Raw genomic sequence first — 23,330 nt, forward strand, 5'->3', positions numbered from 1 at the left:
CGTATCCCTCCACGGGCACCGTTATTGTTTTTCCGACAGGTCGAGAAGAATTCGGGCCTCGTCAAAATGGCCATTTCGATCACCATCGGCCTCGTTCGGAGAATAGCATGTGCTTGACACACAAAACCCGACAAGATGGTGCGGCTTATTAGTCTTGCCGAATTCGCACAAGGTATCGGTCATGTCGGGCACAGCCACGCCTTCCCGCGCGAAACAGGTCATCCTCACTCCGGGTGGCTTCAGTTCCGGAAAGGACCGAATTGTCCCGACCGGACGTTTGTCCGTCATGAAGAAACCCCTGGCGACCGACTGACAGGTAGCCTCCAGATCCGGCGACTGCGCGAGGGCGCAAACCGGGAAACCGACGAGCAGGGATAAAGCCAGGCCGTTTCGCAAGAGCGTCTCCTCTGTCGACACTGGAGCGGGTTCTCCACCGTGCAATAACTGCCGAGGAAACCGAGAGTTCCTGCGACAACCTCCCGCACGACTTAAGTCCTATTGCGCCTGGCGCCGATGGCTCGCATCACCAATCTCATGGCCAGGAAGCTGGTATCGGTGCCGCCCCCTGAACGGGCACGGGGTCTGTCCCTGAGCATGGTTCAGTCCACCGGCTCCCTGCCTCTGATCCGTCATGTCTCGTGCAGGACGTGGGCTGCCTTGACGGCTGCCGAGGCACGGTTTTCGACGCCTAGCTTCACATAGATCTGCTCGAGATGCTTGTTGACGGTGCGTGCCGAGAGGCCCAGGATCTCGCCGATATCGCGGTTGGCCTTGCCCTTTGCAATCCAAAGTAACACTTCGGATTCTCTCTGCGTTAGCGAGAAATGCCGGCGCAGCACCTCGTCATCGGCGCGTGCATTGTTTGCGGTGAGCCGAAACAGATATTCATCCGCTCCGATCGCGCCCAGGAAGGCAAGCTGAAGCACGTCCTTGCCCGCATGCGAAAGGGAAAACGCACCGTCGCGGCCGGAAGCTGGGCGTGTCTTCATCCAATCGGCAATCTTGCCGACAACCGTGTCCATGGCATCGTCTCGATCCATCGCCGCGTTGACGAGACGTGTTGCCTGTGGTGTCGACCAGTGAATGTCGCCGTTGCCCTTGACCGCAAGCAAATGCCGGCCGGCGGCGTCCAGCGCGACACGTGCGCTTTGCGTCGAACGGGCATTGCGCAGGTGCACGCCGATCCGCGCACGCAGTTCGTCGATATTGATCGGCTTGGTCAGGTAGTCGACGCCGCCGGATTCCAAGGCACGAACCACATGTTCGGTTTCCGTCAGACCAGTCATGAAGATCACCGGTATCTGGCTGATCGCCGGATTGGATTTGAGTTTTTTGCAGGTCTCGAAGCCGTCCATGGATGGCATGACTGCATCGAGCAGAATGAGGTCCGGCGTAATGCGTTCCACGATGCTCAGCGCAGCCGAGCCCGATGTCGCGATCAGAACGGAAAAACCGGATTGCTCCAGAGCGTCGGCCAAAAATCCCAGGGCATCAGGCGAGTCATCCACCAAGAGAACAATATCGCGCGGGAGCTCAGCCAAGGGTATCTACCTTCTCGTCAAACCGGTGCAGGAAATTCATGAGGCCATTCAAATCGAATGATGCCGCAAAGGAACGGAGTTCCTCCGTAAATGGCTGATTTGCCTCCACCTTGGCAAGGTCGGCGAGCTTTGCCTCGATTCCTCTGATGTAGCCGATTTCGGCGAGCCGCAACAATTCCTGGACGTGGGCAAGACCCGGACTGATCAACGGTCGGTCGCGCCCGGCAGGTGCCGAGGGAGAAGCCGACTCCGCATAAATCCATTTCAGGCCCAGATGCACCGCAAGCTTGTCACGCAGTTGCTTGATGTCCACCGGTTTGCCGATGGCATCGCTGTGGCTGTCGTCGCTGTCGCGGTGAGCGGCCGCGTCGCCGATGTTGGCCGACAGCATCACGATTGGCGCGATCTGGCCGTTCGCTCGCAACCGCGAAACGAGCTGCCATCCATTCATGCCCGGCATCGAGATATCGACGAGGAACAGATCGGGCTGAATGCCCTCGATCAACGTCAGGCAGTCGGCCCCGCTTGCCGCGGTCAGCACGACGAAATCCAGTGGGACAAGCACCTCGCGCATCATCTCGCGATGGTCCTCGTTGTCATCCACGACCACGATCGTGCGCCGGGGACCGTCGTAGCTTACGATCTTCTTTTCCTGTGGCGGCACCGTCATTTCGCGAAGCACGGCGGAAAGCATGAGGCGAACGCGGAAGACCGTTCCGTGATCCTTCTCGCTCATCACCGAAATCTCGCCGCCGAGCGTGTTGGTCAAGAGTTGTGTGATCGTCAGCCCGAGACCGAGGCCCGGCATCGGCCTGATGCTATCGGCCTCGCCACGCTGGAACGGCTCGTAGATACGGCCCAAATCCTTCTCGGCAATGCCACGACCGGTATCGGTAACGGTGAAGGTTGCAACCTGGCTGCGGTAGCCGACATCGAATCTGACACTGCCTTCGTCAGTGAACTTGATCGCGTTGGAGAGCAGGTTCACGAGGATCTGGCGCAGGCGTTTTTCATCAGTGCGAACGAAGTGTGGCAGGACGGGGGAGCGGTCGTGATGGAAGGTCAGCCCCTTCACCTCGGCCTGCGGACGGAACATGTCGACAATCTGGTCCAGGAAATCGTGAATATTGATCTCGTTGGAATAGACCTGCAGCCGTCCGGCTTCGATCTTGGAAATATCAAGGAGACCGTCGATCAGGCCGGACAAATGCTCGGCGCTGCGGCGGATCACCTTGATCGACGACTGTCGTGGCGCGGGAATGGTGTCGTCGCGCTCGAGGATCTGCGCGTAGCCAAGCACGGCATTCAGCGGCGTGCGCAATTCGTGGCTGAGACCGACGACGTAACGGCTCTTCGCCCGGTTGGCGGCTTCCGCGGTCTCCTTGGCGGTCTGGAGCGCGGCGTCGGTCTTCTTGTGGGCGGCGATTTCCTTCAGCAGCAGGGTATTCTGGCGCGAGGATTCCTCTTCGGCAACGACACGGCTGTCATGCGCCAGCACATAAAACCAGCAGACGACGCCGGCGATGACGGCGAAGACGAAGAAGACAATCAGGATGGTTCGGTTGACCACCTCGGCGGTTTCCGGTGAGGCTGCAGAGACCTGATGGGCAATCATCGCAAGGATTGCGCCGACGGCCGTCAGGGCCAGCACCACGGCTATCCCGTAGCGGCCGAGGCGAGTGGTCAGCTTCTCGACGACCGTTCCAGGCAAAACCGCCTTCGCGACCGTGCCGACCTGGGCGTTGAAACGGCCCTTCGGCTTGCACATGTCATGGCAGCGGCTGTCGAGTGAACAGCAGAGCGAGCAGATCGGTGCCGCATAGGCCGGGCACCAGGCCATGTCCTCCGGTTCGAAGGGGTGCTCGCACACAGAGCAGGTGATGTTGGTGAGGTTCTTCCAGCTGTGACGCGGCTTGCGAGCGAGGTAGAACTTGCCCTTCGTGGCCCACGCGATCACCGGCGAGGCAATCAGTGCAACCAGCAGCGTGATGTAGGGTGCAAGCGAGGCAGCGACGGGGCCGAAGACGCCGAAATGGGCGACAAGTGCTATGCCTGCCGACAGCGTCATGGCGCCCAGGCCAACCGGATTGATGTCGTAGAGATGGGCGCGCTTGAATTCGATGCCCGGAGGGGCGAGGCCAAGCGGCTTGTTGATGAAGAGATCGGCCGAGATCGTGCACAGCCAGGCCATGGCGATGATCGAGAAGATGCCGAGCGTTTCCTCAAGCAGCTTGTAGATGCCGAGCTCCATCAGCAGAAGCGCGATTGCCACATTGAAGACGAGCCAGATGACGCGGCCGGGATGGCTGTGGGTGAGGCGGGAGAAGAAGTTCGACCAGGCAAGTGAGCCAGCATAGGCGTTCATCACGTTGATCTTCAACTGCGAGACGACCACGAAGGCAGCCATCAGCAGAAGCGCAGCGTTGTGCCACGGGATCATGTAGCCGAAGGCCGTCAGATACATCTGGGCCGGATCGGCGGCACGATCGACCGGCACGCCGGACGCGAAGGTAAGGACGACGAGAAAGGAGCCGGCCAGCAGCTTGGGCGCCCCGATGATGACCCAGCCGGGGCCCGCCAGAAACACGGCAAGGCGGTGTCGCCAGTTCCGCTGCTTTTCCGGCGGCAAGAAGCGCAGGAAGTCGGCCTGTTCGCCGATCTGCGACATCAGCGCCAGGATGACGGCAGAGGCGGCGCCGAACTCCACGAGATCGAAAGGTGCCATCGTGCCCGGCGGTCCGGACGCATGGCGGATTCCGGCAAAGGCCCGCCAGAGGTCGAATTTCTCAAAATCCATCGCGGCGATGAAGAGGAAGGGCAGGACGTTGAGGACGATCCAGAAAGGCTGCGTCAGCAACTGAAACCGGCTGATCAGCCGGACGCCGTGGGTAACCAGCGGAATGACCATGACGGCGCTGATGATGTACCCGATCCATAGCGGGATGCCGAGCGTCAGCTCCAGCGCGCCGGACATGATTGAGGCTTCGATCGCAAACAGCATGAAGGTGAAACTGGCATAGATCAGCGACGTGACCGTCGAGCCGATGTAGCCGAAGCTCGCACCGCGCGTCAGAAGATCGATGTCGACGCCGTGCCGGATCGCATAGCGACTGATTGGCAGGCCAATCAGAAGCATGGCAAGGCTGGCGACGACAATGGCGAAGAAGGCGTTGGTCGTGCCATAAGAGAGAGTGATCGCGCCGCCGATCGCTTCGAGCGCGAGAAATGAAATGGCGCCGATCGCCGTTTGCGAGATGCGTTGCGACGAGAATTGCCGGGCGCTCTTTGCCGTAAAGCGCAGCGCATAGTCTTCCAGCGTCTGGTTTGCCACCCAGCGATTGTATTCGCGCCTGACCGGAATGATGCGTTGCCGCGCTGCCATGCCTTGGTGCCAGCCCCTTTGTTCCCCTTGTCATGCGTTCGTAACACGGAATGACACGAGGCTTAAGGTGCGGCGCAGCACAAAACTGCACATTTCGCCCCGTCTCCTACGTCATATTGCGTATACGCTTTCGCACCGCAGCACCGGATAGTCCGCTAAGCAACAGTTAACTGCCGCTTTCGGCCTGTTGTCGAACAAGAAGAGGGGATCAACCAGATGAATCTCAAGTCCTATATCACGGGCGCCGCACTCGGCGCCGTCATGTCGGCCACCGCCGCTTTCCACGGAGCCGTTGCCGCCGACGACACCATCAAGGTCGGCGTCCTGCACTCGCTCTCCGGCACGATGGCGATCTCCGAAACGACACTGAAAGACGCCATGCTGATGCTCATCGACGAGCAGAACAAGAAGGGTGGCCTTCTCGGCAAGAAGCTCGAAGCCGTCGTCGTCGATCCGGCGTCCGATTGGCCGCTGTTTGCCGAAAAGGCGCGCGAGCTGATCGAGAAGGACAAGGTCGCGGCCGTATTCGGCTGCTGGACCTCGTCGTCGCGCAAGTCGGTTCTGCCTGTCTTCGAAGAGCTCAACTCGATCCTCTTCTACCCGGTCCAGTACGAAGGCGAGGAGTCCTCGCGCAACATCTTCTACACGGGTGCAGCGCCGAACCAGCAGGCAATCCCGGCGGTCGACTATCTGATGGAAAAGGAAGGCGTTAAGCGTTTCGTGCTCGAAGGCACCGACTACGTCTATCCGCGCACGACGAACAAGATCCTGGAAGCCTATCTCGAATCCAAGGGCATTCCAAAGGAGGACATCATCATCAACTACACGCCGTTCGGCTTCTCGGACTGGCAGACGGAAGTGAAGAAGATCAAGGAGTTCGGCTCGGCTGGCAAGAAGACCGCCGTGGTCTCGACCATCAACGGTGACGCGAACGTTCCGTTCTACAAGGAGCTCGGCAACCAGGGCATCAAGGCGACAGATATTCCGGTCGTTGCCTTCTCGGTCGGCGAAGAAGAGCTTGCCGGTCTCGACACCAAGCCGCTCGTTGGCCATCTCGCGGCCTGGAACTACTTCGAGTCGGTGGAAAGCCCTGTGAACAAGAAGTTCATCAAGCAGTGGCACGAGTTCACCAAGAACGACAAGCGCGTGACGAACGACCCGATGGAAGCCGCCTATATCGGCTTCAACGCCTGGGTCAAGGCTGTTCAGGCTGCCGGCACGACTGACACGGACAAGGTTCTCGACACGATCATTGGCACGACAGTTCCGAACCTGTCGGGCGGCTATGCGACCGTCATGCCGAACCACCACATCACTAAGCCGGTTCTGATCGGTGAAATCCAGGCGAACGGCCAGTTCGAAATCGTTCAGCAGACCCCGGCGGTCGTTGGCGACGAATGGTCCGACTACCTGCCCGACTCCAAGGACCTGATCTCCGATTGGCGCAAGCCCATGAACTGCGGCAACTTCAACGTTGCCTCGGGCAAGTGCGGCGGCAAGGGCTCCTGAGTGCGTTCCACCCCGTCACTCTGACGCCTGAAGACTTCCGCCCGGCGGCTCCTGTCCGGGCGGAAGGTTCATCCCCAGACATGCAGCCTTCGAGACGAGCGGCAATCGATCCGTCGGATTGCGCCGACAGAAGGACGATGTTCCCGATTGCGCCGGAAGGCCAATGATGACCGAGGCAAGAAAGCCGATGTATCGCGCCATCAAAATCCTGCTTCTTACGCTGTGCCTGGCCTTGCCGGCCCTTGCGGCTGTGAAAGCGCAGGACGATATCCATCCCCTGATCGATGCCTTGGGCGCCGGTGATTTCCCCGAGCGCGAAGCCGCGATCAAGGCACTGGTTGCCTCCAAGGACCCGCGTGTCGGCGAAATCCTCGAGCTTTTGAGCGGCGGAAAGCTCTACGTGAATTCCGAGACCGGCGGTCCTGTGCTGGTGCAAGGTGGCTCCGAGGACGAGCCGACTTATGCAGACCCGATTTCCGGCCAGGTCGTTTCCGACGTCGATCCAGACTACATGTCAAAGGTCAAGATCAACAATTCGCTACGCACGGTGATCGCCACCGTCACGAGCCAGCTGACGCTGCTGAGCCCCGATCGAGGCGCACGGCTTGCGGCAGCCCAAGGCCTGCTCAAGGACGCCGATCCGGCAAACCTCGATCTCTTGACCGCAGCACTCGCCGAAGAGAAGGACGCCGAGGTCAAAAATGCCATGGAGGCCGCACGGGCCGTCATGGTGCTGAAGAGCGACGTCAGCGCCGAAGAGAAAAAGGCGGCGATCGACACGGTTACGGCGCGCGGAGGGCGTGAGGCCCTGACCATCCTCAATTCTGCAATGGCGACAGCCCCCGAGGAGCTGAAGGGTGAAATCGAGGCACATATCAACGCCATCAACCGCAGCCTGGCGTTTTGGGATGTCGGGCAGAATGTCTGGTACGGCTTATCGCTCGGATCGGTGCTGCTGCTGGCAGCGATCGGCCTTGCCATTACCTTCGGCGTCATGGGCGTCATCAACATGGCGCATGGGGAAATGGTAATGATCGGGGCCTATACGACCTATGTCGTGCAGGAGTACATCAGCTCCGCGTTTCCGGAGCTCGCAAACTACTCGCTCGCCTTCTCCGTGCCGGCAGCCTTCCTGTTTACCGGGCTTGTCGGCCTCGTGATCGAGCGCGTCGTCATTCGCTACCTCTATGGTCGTCCGCTTGAGACGCTGCTTGCAACCTGGGGCGTGTCGCTGATCCTGCAGCAGGCAGTTCGCACGGCCTTCGGGCCAACAAACCGCGAGGTGCGCAATCCGAGCTGGATGTCGGGTGCATTTGAGCTTGGCGGTCTCTCGATCACCTGGAATCGCCTCTGGATCATCGTCTTTTCGATCACCGTGTTCTTTGCACTGCTCTTTCTCCTGAAGCGCTCGGCCTTCGGCCTGCAGATGCGTGCGGTCACGCAGAACCGCCGCATGGCGTCATCGATGGGCATCCGTACCGGCTGGGTTGATGCGTTCACGTTTGCGCTCGGCTCCGGAATTGCGGGTATCGCAGGTGTTGCCCTCTCGCAGATCGACAACGTCTCGCCGAACCTTGGCCAGAGCTACATCATCGACAGCTTCATGGTCGTGGTCTTTGGTGGCGTCGGCAACCTCTGGGGCACGCTGGTTGGCGCCCTGTCACTCGGCGTCCTCAACAAATTCCTCGAGCCTTTCGCGGGTGCCGTGCTCGGCAAGATCCTGGTGCTCGTCCTCATCATTCTTTTCATCCAGAAGCGTCCTCGCGGGCTCTTCGCACTTAAAGGAAGGGCGGTGGAAGCATGATTACGGCCTTCCTGCTCCGGTCTCTCGACCGCAAGATCATCGCTGCCATCGTCATTCTGCTTGGACTGGCCGTGCTGGTCCCCGTGCTCAACCTGATGACCGGCCCTGCCAATCCGCTGCACATTCCGACCTACATCATGGCGCTGTTCGGCAAGTATCTGACCTATGCGCTGCTGGCACTGGCGCTCGATCTCGTTTGGGGCTTTTGCGGCATCCTGTCGCTTGGCCACGGGGCTTTCTTTGCGCTCGGCGGCTATGCGATGGGCATGTATCTCATGCGCCAGATCGGTCCGCGCGGCGTCTATGGCGACCCTATCCTCCCTGACTTCATGGTGTTCCTGAACTGGAAGGAACTGCCCTGGTTCTGGTATGGGTTCGACAAGTTCTGGTTCGCCGCGCTTATGGTTCTCCTGGTGCCGGGGCTGCTTGCCTTCGTCTTTGGCTGGTTCGCCTTCCGCAGCAGGGTCAACGGTGTCTATCTGTCGATCATCACGCAGGCGATGACCTACGCGCTGCTGCTTGCCTTCTTCCGCAACGACATGGGTTTCGGCGGCAATAACGGCATGACCGACTTCAAGGAAATCATCGGTTTCAGCGTCCAGGCGGACGGAACGCGCGCCGCCCTCTTCGCCGCCACAGCGATCTTCCTTGCGCTCTCCCTGATGATTGCCTCGGCCATCGTGCGCTCGAAATTCGGAAAAGTGCTGGTCGGCGTGCGCGATGCGGAGGGCCGCACGCGCTTCCTCGGCTACCGTGTGGAACACTTCAAGCTCTTCACCTTCGTCGTTTCCGCGATGATGGCGGGCGTTGCCGGCGCGCTCTACGTGCCGCAGGTCGGTATCATCAACCCCGGTGAGTTTGCCCCTGCCAATTCCATCGAAGTCGTCATCTGGACGGCTGTCGGCGGACGCTCGACGCTGATCGGCCCGATCATCGGCGCCATCCTGGTCAATGGCGGCAAAACGATCTTTACTGGTCTGTTTCCCGAGTTCTGGCTGTTCGCGCTTGGCGGGCTCTTCGTGCTCGTCACGCTGTTCCTGCCCAAGGGCATCGTCGGCACGATCGCCCAGTATCTCCCGCGCCGCAAGCCGATGACGGAGGCCGCACCGCCTGTCCTTCAGGGCGAGCGCGTCGATGCAAAAGTCCAGCCGGCGGAGTGAGCAATCATGATCCCTGACGTCAAACCAAGCAGCGTTCTCTATCTCAACAATGTCTCGGTTTCCTTCGACGGTTTCAAGGCGCTCAATTCGCTGTCGATCGTCATCGAGCCCGGCGAACTGCGCGCCATCATCGGTCCGAACGGCGCCGGCAAAACGACGATGATGGACATCATAACCGGCAAGACCCGACCTGACGAAGGCGAGGTTTTCTTCAACGGCGACGTCGATCTGACGAAGCGGGACGAGGCCGACATCGCCCAGCTTGGCATCGGCCGCAAGTTCCAGAAGCCGACGGTCTTCGAAAGCCATACGGTCTGGGACAACCTGGAACTGGCGCTGAACCGCAAGCGTAGTGTCTTTGCCACACTGTTCTACCGGCTCTCAAGCGAGGACAAGGCACGTATCGAGGAGATCCTTGAAACGGTTCGGCTGACCCATCGGCGTGACGAACTCGCAGCCAACCTCTCGCATGGCCAGAAGCAATGGCTGGAGATCGGCATGCTCCTGGCGCAGGAGCCGAAGCTGCTTCTGGTCGACGAGCCGGTTGCCGGCATGACCGATGCCGAGACAGCGGAAACCGCGATCCTGCTCAAGGAAATAGCCAGGACGCGGTCGGTGGTCGTCGTCGAGCATGACATGGGGTTCATCCGCGACCTCGGCGTCAAGGTGACCTGCCTTGCCGAAGGGTCGGTGCTGGCAGAGGGATCGATCGATTTCGTAAGCGCCGATCCGAAGGTCATCGAAAATTATCTGGGGCGCTGAGATGCTGACAGTCGAGAATGCAAACCTTCACTATGGCGCGGCACAGGCGCTGCGCGGCATCTCCATCAAGGCCGAGTTGGGCAAGATCACTTGCGTGCTGGGGCGTAACGGCGTGGGGAAGAGTTCACTTCTTCGCGCCGTTACCGGCCAGCATCCCTTGTCGGCTGGCAGTGTCAGCTTCAACGATGTGAAGCTCAACGGAATGCCGCCCTTTGCCCGCGCCAAGCAGGGAATCGGCTACGTGCCTCAGGGTCGGGAGATATTTCCATTGCTGACCGTCAGGGAGAACCTCGAGACTGGCTTTGCCCCGCTCGGACGCCGGGATCGCTCCATTCCCGATGATATCTTCAGCCTGTTTCCGGTGCTGCAGTCGATGCTCGGACGGCGCGGCGGCGATTTGTCAGGCGGGCAGCAACAGCAACTGGCGATTGGCCGGGCGATGGTGACGCGGCCGAAGATCCTGGTGCTCGACGAGCCGACGGAGGGCATCCAGCCCTCCATCATCAAGGATATCGGCCGGGCGATCCGCTACCTGCGCGACTCGACCGGTATGGCGATCCTGCTCGTCGAACAATATCTCGATTTCTGCCGCGAGCTTGCCGACTATGTCTACATCATGGATCGCGGCGAGATCGTTCATGAGGGAGTTGCCGAAACACTCGACACACCGGAAGCGCGTCGCCATCTGACTGTTTGAGATCTCTACCATCGAGACAATGCGCCAGGCAGAGCCTCTCAGTTTAGCGGGATTGCATTGTCACCCTTGCTTGCCTGGTAAATTGCGGACAGCTCGTCGTACTTTTGCCGGATGGCCTCGGCACGGTCCGCCAGCTCCGAGCGCCGCGGCTCGGGAAGGTTCTCAATCTCGCCATGGATCGAAACGCCTTTCCAGAACGCATTTGTCCTGTTGTAGCCTCCAGGATCCAGGGTAAAGACCTCCTTCAGGATCTTCAGGTCGTGCGGGATCGAAAACGCGTCGCGCGAGTCCTCGTGACTGAAGAAGTAATAAAAATTGTCGAAGCCTGCCCAGGTGATTGCCGAGAGGCACATCGAGCACGGCTCGTGTGTCGACAGGAAGATCAGATCGCGCGTATCGGGACGATCTGTGCCTGTGATCTCGTAGAAGCGCTTCAGCGTGTGGACTTCACCGTGCCAAAGCGGGTTCTCTGTCTCGTTGTTCGTCTCGACAAGGATTGTCGAAAGGTCGGATTTCCTCATCAGCGCGGCGCCGAAAATCTTGTTGCCGGCGGAAACACCCGCTTCCGTCGACGGAATGATGCCGTTCTCCATGGTGCTGAGAAGAGCGCAGAGAAGTTCATATTGGTCTATTGGCTGTGTCATGTTGTCTCCTGTCAGACAGCGTGTGTGGCGATAGCTTTTCCGTCTGTCCTTCCGCTCCGGTGATGTGGTTCCGCAACGACCAGCGGCACCTCATTTCCTTTGGCGTCGTAGAGTTTTCCGTCGAGGAAATAGTCGCCATCGTGCAGACGGGCGATGTCCTGGTAACGGATTGTGCGTTCCGTCGCGGCGACGAAGACCGACTGCTGATCGGAATTCCCGAACGTCAGGTGGTTGAACAGAAGGTTGAGCGCGATCGCCATTAACGCCGCAGAACTGATCCCGGAATGGAAGATCGTGGCGAACCAGGCCGGGAAATGCTCGTAGAAGCCGGGCGCTGCGATTGGGATCATGCCGAACCCGATCGACGTCGCAACGATGACGAGGTTCATGTTGTTTTCGTAATTGACCTTGGAAAGGGTGCGGATACCGCTCGCTGCGACCGTTCCGAACAATACCACGCCGGCACCGCCAAGAACCGAGCTCGGCACTGAGGCAACGACGCGTCCCACGACCGGGAGCAGGCCCAGTGCAACGAGAAAGATCCCACCGGTGGCAACGACGTACCGGCTCTTGACGCCGGTGACGGCGACCAGGCCGACATTCTGGGCAAAGGCGCTCTGCGTGAACGAGCCGAAGATCGGTGCAAGGATACTCGAAAGCATATCGGCCCTGAGCCCGTCGCCCAACCTTCGGGAATCCACCTTCGTTCCAACGATCTCGCCGACAGCGAGAATGTCCGCCGACGTTTCGACGAGTGTCACCATGATCACGATGAACATCGAGATGATGGCGGCGAGTTCGAAGGTCGGGTAGCCGAAGTGGAAGATCTGGGGCAGGCCGAAGAATGGGCCGTCACCCACGTGCGAGAAGTCCGTCATGCCCACCGCGTAGGCGATGCCCGTGCCGATAAGAATGGCAAGCAGGATCGATAGCCGTGATATCGATGCACTTCCGAGTTTGCTCAGGACCAGCACGATGACCAGTGTCACAGCTGCGAGCTTTATATTCGCCGTACTGCCGAAGTCGGGCGCTTTCCGATTGCCTCCCATCGCCCACATCGCCGCCACGGGCAGGAGCGTCAGGCCAATGGTCGTGATGACGATCCCCGTCACCAGCGGCGGAAAGAAGCGAGTGATGCGCGAAAAGACGGGCGTAATCAGGAGGCCAATCAGCGAAGCCGCAACGACTGCACCCAGGATGGAGGGAATGCCGCCATTGCCCGAGATGGCAATCATCGTCGCCACACCCGAGAACGAGACGCCCTGGACGAGCGGCAGGCGGCTGCCGAAGAAGGGAAGCCCGATTGTTTGCAGGATGGTTGCTAATCCCCCGGCGAAAAGCGATGCCGTGACAAGCAGACCGATGTCGCCAGACGTCAATCCTGCCGCCTGACCAAGGATCAGCGGCACCGCGACAATGCCGCCATACATTGTCAGGACGTGTTGCAGGCCAAATGCTATATTTGCCCAGATGCTGAGCCGTTCGTCTTCCGGGTTGGGCTTTCTTACGTTTTCCTCGATGATTGCTGCCAAGGTCGTCTCCTCCGTACCTCTGCAAATGTCCCGTCTCCCGAGGGACAAACTGAACGGTAGGGTAAGAAGGAACCGTTGGCTTCCATAAAAAAACTGAAACACCTTATAGAAAATCAAAAGGGTCGCTGAGCGAGATGCCAACCACTTGTTCAGCTTCGCAACGGCGATCCTAGAAAATACGCGATTGTAATCCGGTCAGGGCGGTTGTCGTAGCTGTTGCTTCACAGCTGGTAAGTGGAGGTCGACCAGGCTTGTCTCGCACGGGCCGTCAAGGCGCAGAATCCATAGTCAACAAGTTGTAAAGAATACTGTGCGTATCTTTACCACGACTGCACAGTCAAAAGACTTTTCGCTTATCAAGGAGTTTCACATGGCTGACGAAATGAATGCCACTGCCAACAGCGCTACTGCACCTGCAAATGCACCAAAAGAAAAGAAGACTCGCGCGCCGCGCAAGCCGAAAACGGTCGCTGAAGCGGCCGTCTCCACTTCGGTGAGTGAACCGGCGAAGAAGCCGCGGGGTCGCCGAAAGAGCGTGGAAAAGGCGGAGGCCGTTGCTCCGGTAGTGCCTGTGGCAGCGAAGAAAGCTGCTTCGGTCAAAACGGCTGAAAAGAAGCTACCCGCAAAGCGTGGGCCCCGCAAGGCTCAGGCAGTTGCGCCTGCGTCGGACGACTTTGCAGATCTGCTGAAGCTTGAAGAGGAAAATCAGAAGCTCCGCAAGGCGCTGGCCGAGAAACTTCGTGCGGAGAATGCAGACCTGCGCAAGAGGCTCGGCGCTGCGTGATTTGAACGTCTTAGCTGTGATAGAATACTAACTTCTCCACAGCGATCAGACTGATGACCGGGCTGGCATTGCAAGCCCGGTCTCCCGCCCGGTATCATACTTGTGGGGCACCGAGTCGGGAGGCGGATCGATGAGATCACCGTGGAAACTGATCACCGGGATCGTATCCCGGGGCAAGCCGGAACTGTCTGATGAGGCCGAGCGTGAAATCCAGGCTTTGCCAGGGTCCAATGCGGGAGAGGCTGCCGGTCCGCTTCCGGCAACTCAGGCATCGCCACATTCCATTATACATCCCGCCGAGGAGGGGCCGTCCGTCGCGCCTTCAATCGGCTCAGTCGATGGCCTTGCACGACTGACGTCATTACCTGAGTTGAGGCCGATTTCCGGGCTTGCCTCGACGGACGATATCGAGCCGGTGCTGGCGACAACGATCAGGTTGGTGACGAAGGACAGGTTGAGCTTGCGCGCGGAGCTGGCGGCTTCGACCGCAGCCCTTGACGCGCTTGAAACGCATGCTCCCGACATTTCTCTCATTGCCAATGTCAATGGAGATGAAAAGCCGTCCGAGCCCGCCGAGTTGTTGAAGACTGATGTGGGCAACAAGCCGGACGGCACGGGCCAAACAACACAAATCGAGCGAACGGACGTACAGGCGCCAGCGCATCAGACAGCAGGTGCGAAGCCTCCCATAAAGGTGAGACGGCGCAATACGCGCGGAGCAGCCAAGGTATTGCCGAAGATGGATTCCATCGTCGAACCAATACGCTTGGAAGATGAGATAAACGAACTGAGAAAGCAGCTGGCTCAAAAGCTTCGTATCCAGAACGAGCAACTAAAAGCGATGCTATCCCGATTCGACGCTTATTGAGCAGGACGGTCGTTTAACGCTGGCGAATTGATCACCCCTCACTTCAGGTGAACCACCAGCTTGAAACAAGGACTATTTCCAGGTCGGTGAAGACGCCCATTCTTCATCTATTCCTTGAGAAGACTAAACACGAAGCGCGTGGACAACTCTAAAGGCAGCGCTAGATTCTTGACGATCACCAAAAGGATGGATCGCACATGACCAGACGTGATGGACAGTCAGCTTTGATCTCGAAAGCGGTGAAACAGTGGTATTCATTCTACGAAATTCAGCCGGATGAGGCGTCGTCCGAAACACTCTGCAAGGCCGCGATAGGGCTTCTTGAACAGGGCTTCGACAGTGAAGACATTGCGACGCTCCTGATCGGCAAGTACGTCGGCAAATGGGCAACCAGGATCAATGCGCCATCGTCCAACACGGTACACTGACCTGGTCTTGCACTTCAGGATAGGTGCGATGGTCGATCATATTGAAACCGCCCCCTCCACATGGCGCGCCGACCTTGCGACGCAGATCGCAGATCTTGTCGATCAGTACGTCGCACTGGGCGTGAAGCAACAGGATGTTTTTCAGGAGATCATGAAGGAAGTAGGACGGCTTCGGGACGAGCTCGAACAAGATCCGGATCCTGCCGACGATGTTTTAGCATCTGACGTCATCGATGAACCATCAAACGATTGGCCCGCCGCCGACCGGGGCAGCCCTTAGCGACGCATGTCGTCAAATCTGCTCTGTGCAAAGCGCGGGGGTAACGCTCCGGTCGCGTTTTCCCTGATAGTTACAGGAGAGCCTAAACCTGCGTTGCTCTTGCCGCTATTCGCCGTAACGGGTGGTCGTTTTTCAAGCGCCAAAACTGTGCCGGCAACGGACGAGCATCACGCAACTGTTATTTGTCAGGACGTATTCGACGGTGAGGTTCGCGCGCCAAGCGGTTTGACCGACGATTGAATGAGTTCGCGAACGTATTTCGAGAGTTTGCCCTCGCGACTGGCGTCTTCGGCCTCCCAACCGAATTTCCAGGCATCGTGACGCGCCGTCCAATCTCCAGGAGAGTTATCGTCCCGTTCGGCAAGCGCTCCTGCTGAAGGTATGGATTTTCATGTGCCTTAAGACAGAGTATCCGGGCTCTTGAGCCTGCCTCCTGAAGGTCTAACAACTCTTCGATCGTCATGCGCTAATTCCTACACCCTGGAGGCATGCTACCTACCGGAATGATGGACTAAGTCCGTTTCCGACAGTCGTCGAGATATGACCGCACGCCCTGCCGTCGCGACGTCAGAGATCCTCCCACGGAAAGCTATCCAGACGTTCCGCGCCATGGCGTGTGACAAGCGCCTGCGTCTCGAGTTTGATGCTCTCGGAACCGTCCTCGGCAATGAGGCTCTCGATATTGAGGACCATTCCTTCTTCGATCAAGCCGCTGAATGCGTCATCGTAGTCGGGATGGAGAAGGATTCCGGGCCACTCGTCGGCCATGCCGGTTCCGTGCGCCGCCAAAGTGTAGCGATAGGGAATGTACGTCTCTGGAATGCGCCAGCTCTTGTCGTTGAATTCGCCGAAGGACATGCCGGCTCGGATGATCGACAGGTTGTGGTCGATCTGGTCCCTCGCTGCCGAATAGAGTTCCTTCTGCTTTGTATTCATCGCAACGTGCCCACAGGTCCATGAGCGGGAAAGATCGGCGCAATAGCCGTACGGACCGATCATGTCCGTGTCGAAGGAGATCATGTCACCGCGTTTTATGATGTAATCGGAGCATTCCTGGTACCATGGGTTCGTGCGGGGTCCCGCTGTCAGGAGCTTTGTCTCGAGCCATTCTCCGCCGCTGCGCGCATTCTCGAAGTGAAGTTCGGCCCAGATCTCACGCTCCGTGCGCCCCGGTTCGGAAACCTCGTACATTCGTGCCATGCCGGCCTCGCAGACCCGGATCGTCCACCGCATGAGCTCAATTTCTTCCGCACTCTTGATCGAACGTGCGCGTTCCGCAAGCTCCTGACCGTCCAGCAAGGTAAAGCCATGGCTCTGAAGCTCGTGGGCAGGCGCCGGTTCGAGCCGATCCACACCGATCCGGCCGTTGCTGCAGTGAGAGCGAACGGTGTCGGCAATCTCCTCCGCCCACGCCTTCATCCGGGCTTCGACAAGATTGCCCGAAGTGAAGAAGAGGAAGGACTTTGACGTCCGGACCTCGTCGATGCCAGGCAGCCCACCATTGACGTGCTCCGATCCTTCGAATTCGAACATGATCGCCGGTCCGTTCGCGAGGATGAGCGCATATCGAGAAGGGTTATGCATGGTCCAGATGCTCATGTTCGAACAATCGAACGCATATCGAATGTTGACGGGATCGTAGAGCAGAAGGGCTGCACAATCCGATTCCTCCATCTTCGCTCGCAGGCGCCCGAGACGATACCGCCTGGCGCTGTCGAGGGTCGATGGAGGGATCGGACTGATCAGCGGACGGTCCGCTCCCTCTGGGTTGAGATAGGTCAGCTTGCGATCGTCTTTGAAGACGGGCGCGGCTGATGATTGCGACGACTTCTCCTCGCTACGCAGCATCTGTATGCCCTCGGATCAAGCCTCTATCACCGTTCGATCACAAGATCGCTCAGTGGCTTTGAACAGCACGGCAGAAACATCCCCGCGTCGATCTCGCGCTGCCTGATGCCGCCATTATGGTTCATCTCGACCGAACCGGAGACCAGCTTCGACTTGCAGGTGCCGCAGACGCCGTTCGCACAGGAGGACGGAAGCCTGATGCTGCCCTTTTTCGCAGCAGCAAGCACTGTCTGATCTGGACAGACTGCCAAGGTTTTCTTCTGCTTAGAGAACTCGACCTGATAGATCTTTCCGGCAGGCTGCACCTCGACGTTGAGGCCCGGCTCGTCGATGACAGCTGCGTCGAAGCTCTCTTCGATATAGTTCGATGAGGGGACACCCAGGGCGGCTGTGATCGAACGGGCAGCCGCCATGAAGGGTGCAGGCCCGCAGCACATGACCACGCGCTCGGCGATATCTGGAACTGCCAACTTCATGAACTCCGGAGAGATCCGTCCGGTCAATCCGGGCCAGCTGAGTTCACCAGCAACCGTTTCCGGCAGCAACTGCAGGCGCAGTCCTTTCATCCGCGTAGCAAGCCCAGACAGGTCATTGCGGAAGATGAGATCTGCAGGGGTGCGAGCTGCATGAAGGAAAACGATGTCCAAGGGTTCGTAGCGGTCTGCCAGATCACGCGTGATCGACATGACCGGGGTGATGCCCGAGCCGCCGGAGAGCAGCAAAAGCTTCGTCTTCTGCCCCTTCGGACGGATGAAATGACCGAGCGGCCCCTGTCCCTTGACCGTCGTGCCGGGGACCAGGTTGTCGTGCAGCCAGTTCGAGACCTTGCCGCCCAGCACTCGTTTGACCGTCACGGTGAACGCATTTTCGCGATGAGGCGATGACGAGATGCTGTAACAGCGCGACTCCCCGTCCGGGCCGATCGGGAAGTCGAACAGAAAGTACTGCCCGGCGTCGAAGTTGAAACGCTTGCCCTCCGGAGACGCGAAGGTGAAGCTCTTCACGTCGTGCGTCTCCTGATGGACATCGAGACAGACAAGCGTCTCGTCGGTCTCAGGGTCCCAAACGACGGTTTCGGCGGGGATCATCTTTTGGAACTCAATACCCATGAGCGCGCATCCTATCAATGTACCAGGTGGCGAACTTGTCGAGGTTGGTTTCGGAGAACTTGGAATAGGGCCCAGGCTGGTAAGCCGGGTCGAGGGCGCCTGCATGTGAGCGGGCGACTAGATCCGCGTCCTGGTCAGTGGTTGCGATCCAGACATCGGTCAGTTTGTCGAGGTCGTAGTCCTTGCCTTCGACAGCGTCCTTGTGCACGAGCCATTTGGTTCTGACGAGCGTTTGCCCGGCGGAGAGCGGGATAACGATCGCGACGACCGCGTGGTCGCCCATGAAATGGTTCCAGCTGTTGTGACCCCACAGATGCGTGTCGCCGAGATCCTTGCGTGTCATCTGACCGAGCAGCTTGGAAGACGCTGCGGTCGCATCGTGGGTCTGGGATTCGCCCGCACCTGCGATGATGAGCCGCTGGGTGCGGAAGTTGGTGGCGCAATCGACCAGCTGTTCGACTGCAGCCGACGGGAAGCCGTCGGCCTCCCAAGCTTTCGTCCGCTCCTCGTACAGCCGGAAGTGTCCCTCGGCCTGCTCGCGGTCCTCGGGGCTCAGCGTCTCGGGGTCGAAGCCGAAGTCGAGATCGACGAAGGATACGCACAGTTCAGGATGATTGGCCGAACAGTGGTAGCACTCGCGATTGTTTTCCAACGTGAGCTTCCAGTTGCCATCTTCGACAATGTCGGTCTGATGCGCGACCTTGGCATTTCGAATGTCATAAGGTGCAAGGCGCTCGATCATCGCCTTTTCCAGACCTGCGATGTCCTCCGGCGGATTGTCGGACAAACATACATAGATCAAGCCACCGATCGACTTGAAGTTAACCGACTTCAGGCTGTGGCACCGCTTGTCCAGCTCCTTGCCCATGTGCGGGGCATAGCTCAGTTCGCCCGTCAGTTCATAGGTCCAGGTGTGGTAGGGACAGACGAGCTTCGAAACGATTGTCTTTCCGGCGCCGAGCAGGCGCGAGCCGCGATGACGGCAGACATTGTGAAGCACGCGCAGTTCGCCGTCGTCGTCGCGCAGCAGGATGAGGCTTGTCTTGCCGATGTCGACAACCGTCGCATCGCCCGGCTCGGGGACGTCGCAGTCAAGACCGACGCAGATCCAGTGTTTGTGGAAGAAGACGTCGATATCAGCCTCGAAGACGTCCTCTCGCGTGTAGAGGCCGGCCGGCAGCGAATATCCATCGGCACGTGCTTCGAGAAGTGCAGAGATGTCGGATGGGAGCCTGTTTAGCATGATGACCTCTTATGGTTCGATGCGTGGCAGTTTGCTCTTGCATCGCATGGCCCTCAACGGCATTAATTCTCACGCATGCATAACTTTGTGTAATGCGTAGGGACGATCATGAGTTTTCGCAGACGCATACCGTCGCTGACGGGCCTGATGATGCTCGAAGCCGTCCTTCGGTATCGGAGCTTCACCGCGGCGGCCGCAGAACTGGGCGTTACTCAAGCCGCGGTCAGCCGACAGATCGCGGCGCTGGAGCAGGAACTCGGGGTTCCGATGTTCGTCCGCAAGCACCGCGCGATCGAGCCGACCCCTGCGTGCCTGATCTTGGGAGCAACACTTGCACAAAGTCTTTCCAACATCGCCGACACGGTCGATGTGGTCAGGTCGTCGCAGCAGGACGTCGTATCGATTGGCGCGACGGTTGCGTTCTCCTCCTTCTGGCTACTCCCCCGATTGGCAGACCTCCGACGACAGAACCCTGGCGTTCAAATCAGGGTCGTCTCCCAGGACGCCAGGATCGACCTTGATGCCGGCGGCATCGACATTGCCATTCGTTATGGAATACCGCCGTTCACTGATGCAAAGGTTGTCGCCTCGCAGGCTGATGTCATTATCCCGGTGTGCTCCCCGGACTACCTCGCGCGCCGTGCCGCGCCCGGACTTTCTGATGCCGACGAATTTATCGAAACCGATGCCCAGGACCGGTCATGGCTTTCCTGGTCGCAATGGTCGGACGAAACGGGCCGGAATTTGCGGGTAAAGCCAACGCTACGCTTCAATCACTACACCGAGTCGATCGCGGCTGCCCGCGCCGGGCAGGGCGTAGCACTCGGGTGGAGCCTCCTGATCCAAACCTTCCTCGACGATGGCACGCTGGTCGCGCTTGAGGCAGATGAACTACCGACGGCGGATCGATACAACGTCCTTTTGCCATTAAGGACGAGAAGAACGTTTGCCGCTGAGCATGCGGCAAAATGGCTGGGCGAGGCTCTAACCTGTGCGCAACCACACTGATCCACCATCGTGGGGCGACGGTTTCGATCCCTCCGCACGACGCATCCTCGTGCACCAGGCTGAAATCTTTCGTTTCTGTATCAATGCGTCCAGATGACATCGCGCCTATGCCTGTTCTCACTCCATCGAGCGGAACTCCTTTGAGCGGAGGAAAAGCCGATTGCGTATTGATCTCAGCACGACGATAGTGGGTCTCGGTGGCATCGGAAGGGCGAGGTCTAAGCCTCCTGCAGCACCGCCGGTTTTTTGAACAACACATAAACACTGGGAGAATTCAGATGCAGTTTGCGGACTTATTCTCCAAGCGTGTGCTCGTGGTTGAGGACGATTACTTGCAGGCAAGCGACGTAGCCCTGACGCTCGAAGAGCATGGCAGCGAGGTTGTCGGGCCATACCCTGATCTGGAAACCAGCCTGCGAAACCTAGAGGCTACGACCGTCGATCTTGCCGTCCTGGATATCCGTCTCGGCAGCTGCGAGCTGGTTTACGAGGTCGCAGACAAGCTGGATCAAGCGCGGGTACCGTTCGTGTTTACTTCAGGTGGAAATCCAAACGACATTCCGGACCGTTTCAGCAGCGTTCGATGCTTCCTGAAGCCTTTCAGCCTTGGACAACTGGCTGCGGAGCTGGCGCTCCTGGTGGCCGAGAAAGAAGAGCGCAGCGACCGTTAATTTCGCGCACGGCCTGCCGGGCGCACCTACCGTCCCAGGTAAGTAGAAGCCAACGAGACCTCTGCCCGGCACGATGAAAATCGCCAGTGGCCAGACAATGATAGGACCTAGCGATGATGAGGATCGGAGCAAACGTCGTCTGCTTCCTGATGATCCTGACTGGCGCATGTTATTGCTTCGGACTCACGCACTCCTTGCTCGCGACTGTCCTGTCGTAGGGTCTTGAATGGGTCTGGGATGAGCGCTCTGCTTCTTTGGCATGAGGGTCCTGGTAATTCTATGGGCAGCGTGACACCTGCGAAGGAGAAGTAAGCGGGTGACCTAACCATCCTTCACCCCCAAGGTCGTTCTCGATCAACGAGACACGGTCGGGTCGTCGGACTAGGGTAATTCGATCTCGCCCTCGACCACGTGGTGTAGATCGGTGTCATCCGCAGTCAACGTCATTCGAACCGTTTAAGCGTCAGGCAGTTCGAACTGCCGTCAGGAATGCATTCGAGTGCTGGTTTCAAACGGCCTCGGCCGTTTTCAAAAGAAGTACAAGTCCGCAGACGATGAGCGCTCCGCCCATGATCCGTGAGACCCACTTTCCACCCGGAGCGAGTTTCTCGACGGCGATGTAGGCGGTGATGGCTGCAATCCACCAGATGTTCATGATGCCGCCGACGAACAGAAGCGCCATCAGTGCCCAGCAACACCCTAGACAATATCTGCCGTGGAGAAGACCCATGCGGAATGCGGCCGCTCTCCCGGTCCGCCGATGCTTGGTCAGAGAAGCGACCGGACTCCGGCAGTGGTCAAGACAGACTGATTTCAAAGGTGAGAGTTGGAACAGCCCCGCGCCAATAAGCACCACCGCTCCCATGAAGGCCGTTGCCAGGCTCATGTACATCATGGAAATCATGCCTCCCGCGCCCAGGATTGCCTGGATTATCGCCGCCGCAAAGCTGAACAAGGCCCAGATCGCGAGGTATCCAGCCAGGAATTCCAGGGGTGGCCCCGCACCTCGTTCCCGTTGCAGCGCTCCGTAGAGAAGTACGGTTGGCGCGGCGCTTGGCACCATCATGGCGACCATCATAAGCCACCACATGATGAAGACGGTTACCGCGTATCGAAGCGACCACATATGAGCGCCAATCATATCCGGAATGCCCGCAAGAAGCGCTCCCGCTGGGCCGGTTTCGGCCGACATGTCTGTCGGGGACATGCCCGTTCCCGCGCCCTGGAGGATGAACCAGGCAGATATGAACACGGAAAGGGCAAGCGCCGCGATCACGATCATCCGGTCGCGGGCGAGGAAGCGTTCGACGGTCGATCGTTGCATGGCGGCTCTCAGGCGGCGTGTTCGATGACACCCTTGCCGTTCATGTATACCCGGCAGATATGAACATGCGTGTCCTTGTTGTTCTCGAGTGAAATCGCACCGGAGGTGCGAGTCGTGCCGCTAGCGATTTCGGCGACCCGATATTCGAATCCGTGCGGAAGATTGATCCGCGCGCGATGCTCGGCCCCTGTCACTGGATTGCGGATCGGCTGAACCTCCATCTCGAAGAAATCGGGCACACGGACGTGACCCGTGCGCTTGTCGACATCCACCTCAAGATCGATCGGCTTGGACAACACGTCGAGTTTGGTTGGGGACATCTTGCTGAACACCCAGAACATGGTCGCCATGTCTTCGGTATCGCCGCCCGAGACAATCGTCGCGACCGCATCGCGTTGCGCCGGGGTCGCGTTCGAATCCACCACGAGCTGTATCGTTCCGTTGCCGAGATGGATCGGACCCGGCCATTTGGCGGTCATCGCCATCTTCACACCATCAAGGCGGACATCGCCGTGAAAGCCGGATCTTATGACAAATCCTACTGCTGCCTCGCAATTGCCGTTCGTCGGCAACGAGTTGAACTGACAGGGGCATCCGAAGCTGCAATTGCAATTCGCGATCTCGAGGGCATCGATCTCCCAAGGTGTCATGATTGCCTCCACAAACGGTCATTATGGCCGCTAATACAGATAGCACTAATACAGCGGTGGAGGTAGTGGAACGACCATAACGCGGG

The 23,330-nt window shown here is 58.9% G+C and carries 21 protein-coding genes and 2 pseudogenes; 11 read left to right on the forward strand and 12 right to left on the reverse strand.

Translation table 11 applies throughout. The features are described from left to right. Positions 1-21: 21 nt before the first annotated feature. The 3 genes from FHX16_RS20005 to FHX16_RS20015 all read right to left on the reverse strand — a co-directional run bounded on the left by FHX16_RS20005 (position 22) and on the right by FHX16_RS20015 (position 4,923). Positions 22-396, reverse strand: coding sequence for a hypothetical protein (locus tag FHX16_RS20005; protein WP_259129933.1), 375 nt, complete (start codon positions 394-396; stop codon positions 22-24). Positions 397-629: 233 nt separating this feature from the next. Then, on the reverse strand, positions 630-1,541 hold the full coding sequence (locus FHX16_RS20010; protein WP_259129936.1) for a response regulator transcription factor: 912 nt from the start codon (positions 1,539-1,541) through the stop codon (positions 630-632). Beyond that, positions 1,534-4,923 (reverse strand): ATP-binding protein, encoded by a 3,390-nt coding sequence (locus FHX16_RS20015; RefSeq protein ID WP_183756644.1) that lies wholly within the window; start codon positions 4,921-4,923, stop codon positions 1,534-1,536. The genes FHX16_RS20010 and FHX16_RS20015 overlap by 8 nt, the downstream gene beginning before the upstream one ends. A 216-nt stretch (positions 4,924-5,139) precedes the next feature. Here FHX16_RS20015 and urtA point away from each other — a divergent pair, with 216 nt between their 5' ends. The 5 genes from urtA (at position 5,140) to urtE (ending at position 10,855) form a co-directional block, all read left to right on the forward strand. Further along, positions 5,140-6,432, forward strand: a complete 1,293-nt coding sequence (gene urtA, locus FHX16_RS20020; protein ID WP_183756645.1) for an urea ABC transporter substrate-binding protein — start codon at positions 5,140-5,142, stop codon at positions 6,430-6,432. A 187-nt stretch (positions 6,433-6,619) separates the two neighbouring features. Then, positions 6,620-8,236 carry an urea ABC transporter permease subunit UrtB gene (urtB, locus tag FHX16_RS20025; protein ID WP_183864316.1) on the forward strand — a complete coding sequence of 539 codons (1,617 nt, stop codon included), beginning with the start codon at positions 6,620-6,622 and terminating at the stop codon, positions 8,234-8,236. Next, positions 8,233-9,396 (forward strand): urea ABC transporter permease subunit UrtC, encoded by a 1,164-nt coding sequence (urtC, locus tag FHX16_RS20030; RefSeq protein ID WP_259129938.1) that lies wholly within the window; start codon positions 8,233-8,235, stop codon positions 9,394-9,396. The genes urtB and urtC overlap by 4 nt, the downstream gene beginning before the upstream one ends. 6 nt (positions 9,397-9,402) lie before the next feature. Further along, positions 9,403-10,158 carry an urea ABC transporter ATP-binding protein UrtD gene (urtD, locus tag FHX16_RS20035; RefSeq protein ID WP_183864247.1) on the forward strand — a complete coding sequence of 252 codons (756 nt, stop codon included), beginning with the start codon at positions 9,403-9,405 and terminating at the stop codon, positions 10,156-10,158. 1 nt (position 10,159) lies between these two features. Then, on the forward strand, positions 10,160-10,855 hold the full coding sequence (urtE, locus tag FHX16_RS20040; RefSeq protein WP_183864248.1) for an urea ABC transporter ATP-binding subunit UrtE: 696 nt from the start codon (positions 10,160-10,162) through the stop codon (positions 10,853-10,855). A gap of 38 nt (positions 10,856-10,893) precedes the next feature. Here the strand turns inward: urtE and FHX16_RS20045 are convergent, their stop codons facing one another. Both FHX16_RS20045 and FHX16_RS20050 read right to left on the reverse strand, forming a co-directional pair. After that, positions 10,894-11,499, reverse strand: a complete 606-nt coding sequence (locus tag FHX16_RS20045; RefSeq protein WP_259129940.1) for a deaminase — start codon at positions 11,497-11,499, stop codon at positions 10,894-10,896. Between the two features lie 11 nt (positions 11,500-11,510). Next, positions 11,511-13,031 carry a nucleobase:cation symporter-2 family protein gene (locus FHX16_RS20050; RefSeq protein ID WP_259129942.1) on the reverse strand — a complete coding sequence of 507 codons (1,521 nt, stop codon included), beginning with the start codon at positions 13,029-13,031 and terminating at the stop codon, positions 11,511-11,513. 370 nt (positions 13,032-13,401) lie between these two features. On the opposite strand from FHX16_RS20050, the gene FHX16_RS20055 reads away from it, so the two are divergent. The 4 genes from FHX16_RS20055 to FHX16_RS20070 all read left to right on the forward strand — a co-directional run bounded on the left by FHX16_RS20055 (position 13,402) and on the right by FHX16_RS20070 (position 15,391). Continuing rightward, positions 13,402-13,815: a hypothetical protein gene (locus tag FHX16_RS20055; protein ID WP_183756650.1), complete on the forward strand. Its 414-nt coding sequence runs from the start codon at positions 13,402-13,404 to the stop codon at positions 13,813-13,815. A 460-nt stretch (positions 13,816-14,275) separates the two neighbouring features. Further along, positions 14,276-14,683, forward strand: coding sequence for a hypothetical protein (locus FHX16_RS20060; RefSeq protein WP_246719970.1), 408 nt, complete (start codon positions 14,276-14,278; stop codon positions 14,681-14,683). A gap of 197 nt (positions 14,684-14,880) precedes the next feature. Next, on the forward strand, positions 14,881-15,111 hold the full coding sequence (locus FHX16_RS20065; protein ID WP_183756652.1) for a hypothetical protein: 231 nt from the start codon (positions 14,881-14,883) through the stop codon (positions 15,109-15,111). 28 nt (positions 15,112-15,139) lie between these two features. Further along, the gene (locus tag FHX16_RS20070; protein WP_183756653.1) at positions 15,140-15,391 is read left to right on the forward strand and encodes a hypothetical protein; all 252 of its coding nucleotides are present in this window, start codon (positions 15,140-15,142) and stop codon (positions 15,389-15,391) included. A 185-nt stretch (positions 15,392-15,576) separates the two neighbouring features. Here FHX16_RS20070 and FHX16_RS20075 read toward each other — a convergent pair. From FHX16_RS20075 to FHX16_RS20090, 4 genes and pseudogenes are all read right to left on the reverse strand, one after another. After that, a pseudogene (locus FHX16_RS20075) lies at positions 15,577-15,854 on the reverse strand (CrpP-related protein). A 104-nt stretch (positions 15,855-15,958) separates the two neighbouring features. Next, positions 15,959-17,239 carry a Xaa-Pro peptidase family protein gene (locus tag FHX16_RS20080; RefSeq protein WP_183864252.1) on the reverse strand — a complete coding sequence of 427 codons (1,281 nt, stop codon included), beginning with the start codon at positions 17,237-17,239 and terminating at the stop codon, positions 15,959-15,961. 26 nt (positions 17,240-17,265) lie between these two features. Beyond that, a complete protein-coding gene (locus tag FHX16_RS20085) occupies positions 17,266-18,348 on the reverse strand; it encodes an FAD-binding oxidoreductase (protein WP_183756655.1) in 1,083 nt (360 codons plus the stop codon). Then, positions 18,338-19,591: an SRPBCC family protein gene (locus FHX16_RS20090; protein WP_183756656.1), complete on the reverse strand. Its 1,254-nt coding sequence runs from the start codon at positions 19,589-19,591 to the stop codon at positions 18,338-18,340. Before FHX16_RS20090 ends, FHX16_RS20085 begins: the two co-directional genes overlap by 11 nt. A gap of 108 nt (positions 19,592-19,699) precedes the next feature. On the opposite strand from FHX16_RS20090, the gene FHX16_RS20095 reads away from it, so the two are divergent. Beyond that, a complete protein-coding gene (locus tag FHX16_RS20095) occupies positions 19,700-20,599 on the forward strand; it encodes a LysR substrate-binding domain-containing protein (RefSeq protein ID WP_183864254.1) in 900 nt (299 codons plus the stop codon). A gap of 278 nt (positions 20,600-20,877) precedes the next feature. Then, entirely contained in the window at positions 20,878-21,270 is a 393-nt protein-coding gene (locus FHX16_RS20100; RefSeq protein ID WP_183864255.1) for a response regulator, read from the forward strand. Positions 21,271-21,651: 381 nt separating this feature from the next. Here FHX16_RS20100 and FHX16_RS31600 read toward each other — a convergent pair. The 3 genes and pseudogenes from FHX16_RS31600 to FHX16_RS20110 form a co-directional block, all read right to left on the reverse strand. Then, positions 21,652-21,720 (reverse strand): annotated as a pseudogene (locus FHX16_RS31600) (DUF6494 family protein); the annotation flags it as partial. 58 nt (positions 21,721-21,778) lie between these two features. Continuing rightward, positions 21,779-22,594: a DUF2182 domain-containing protein gene (locus FHX16_RS20105; protein ID WP_259129949.1), complete on the reverse strand. Its 816-nt coding sequence runs from the start codon at positions 22,592-22,594 to the stop codon at positions 21,779-21,781. Positions 22,595-22,602: 8 nt separating this feature from the next. Further along, entirely contained in the window at positions 22,603-23,244 is a 642-nt protein-coding gene (locus tag FHX16_RS20110) for a DUF1326 domain-containing protein (RefSeq protein WP_259129951.1), read from the reverse strand. Between the last annotated feature and the right edge of the window lie 86 nt (positions 23,245-23,330).

It is taken from the genome of Rhizobium sp. BK661 (assembly GCF_024808825.1).
In the GTDB taxonomy this organism is placed as follows: Bacteria; Pseudomonadota; Alphaproteobacteria; order Rhizobiales; family Rhizobiaceae; genus Rhizobium.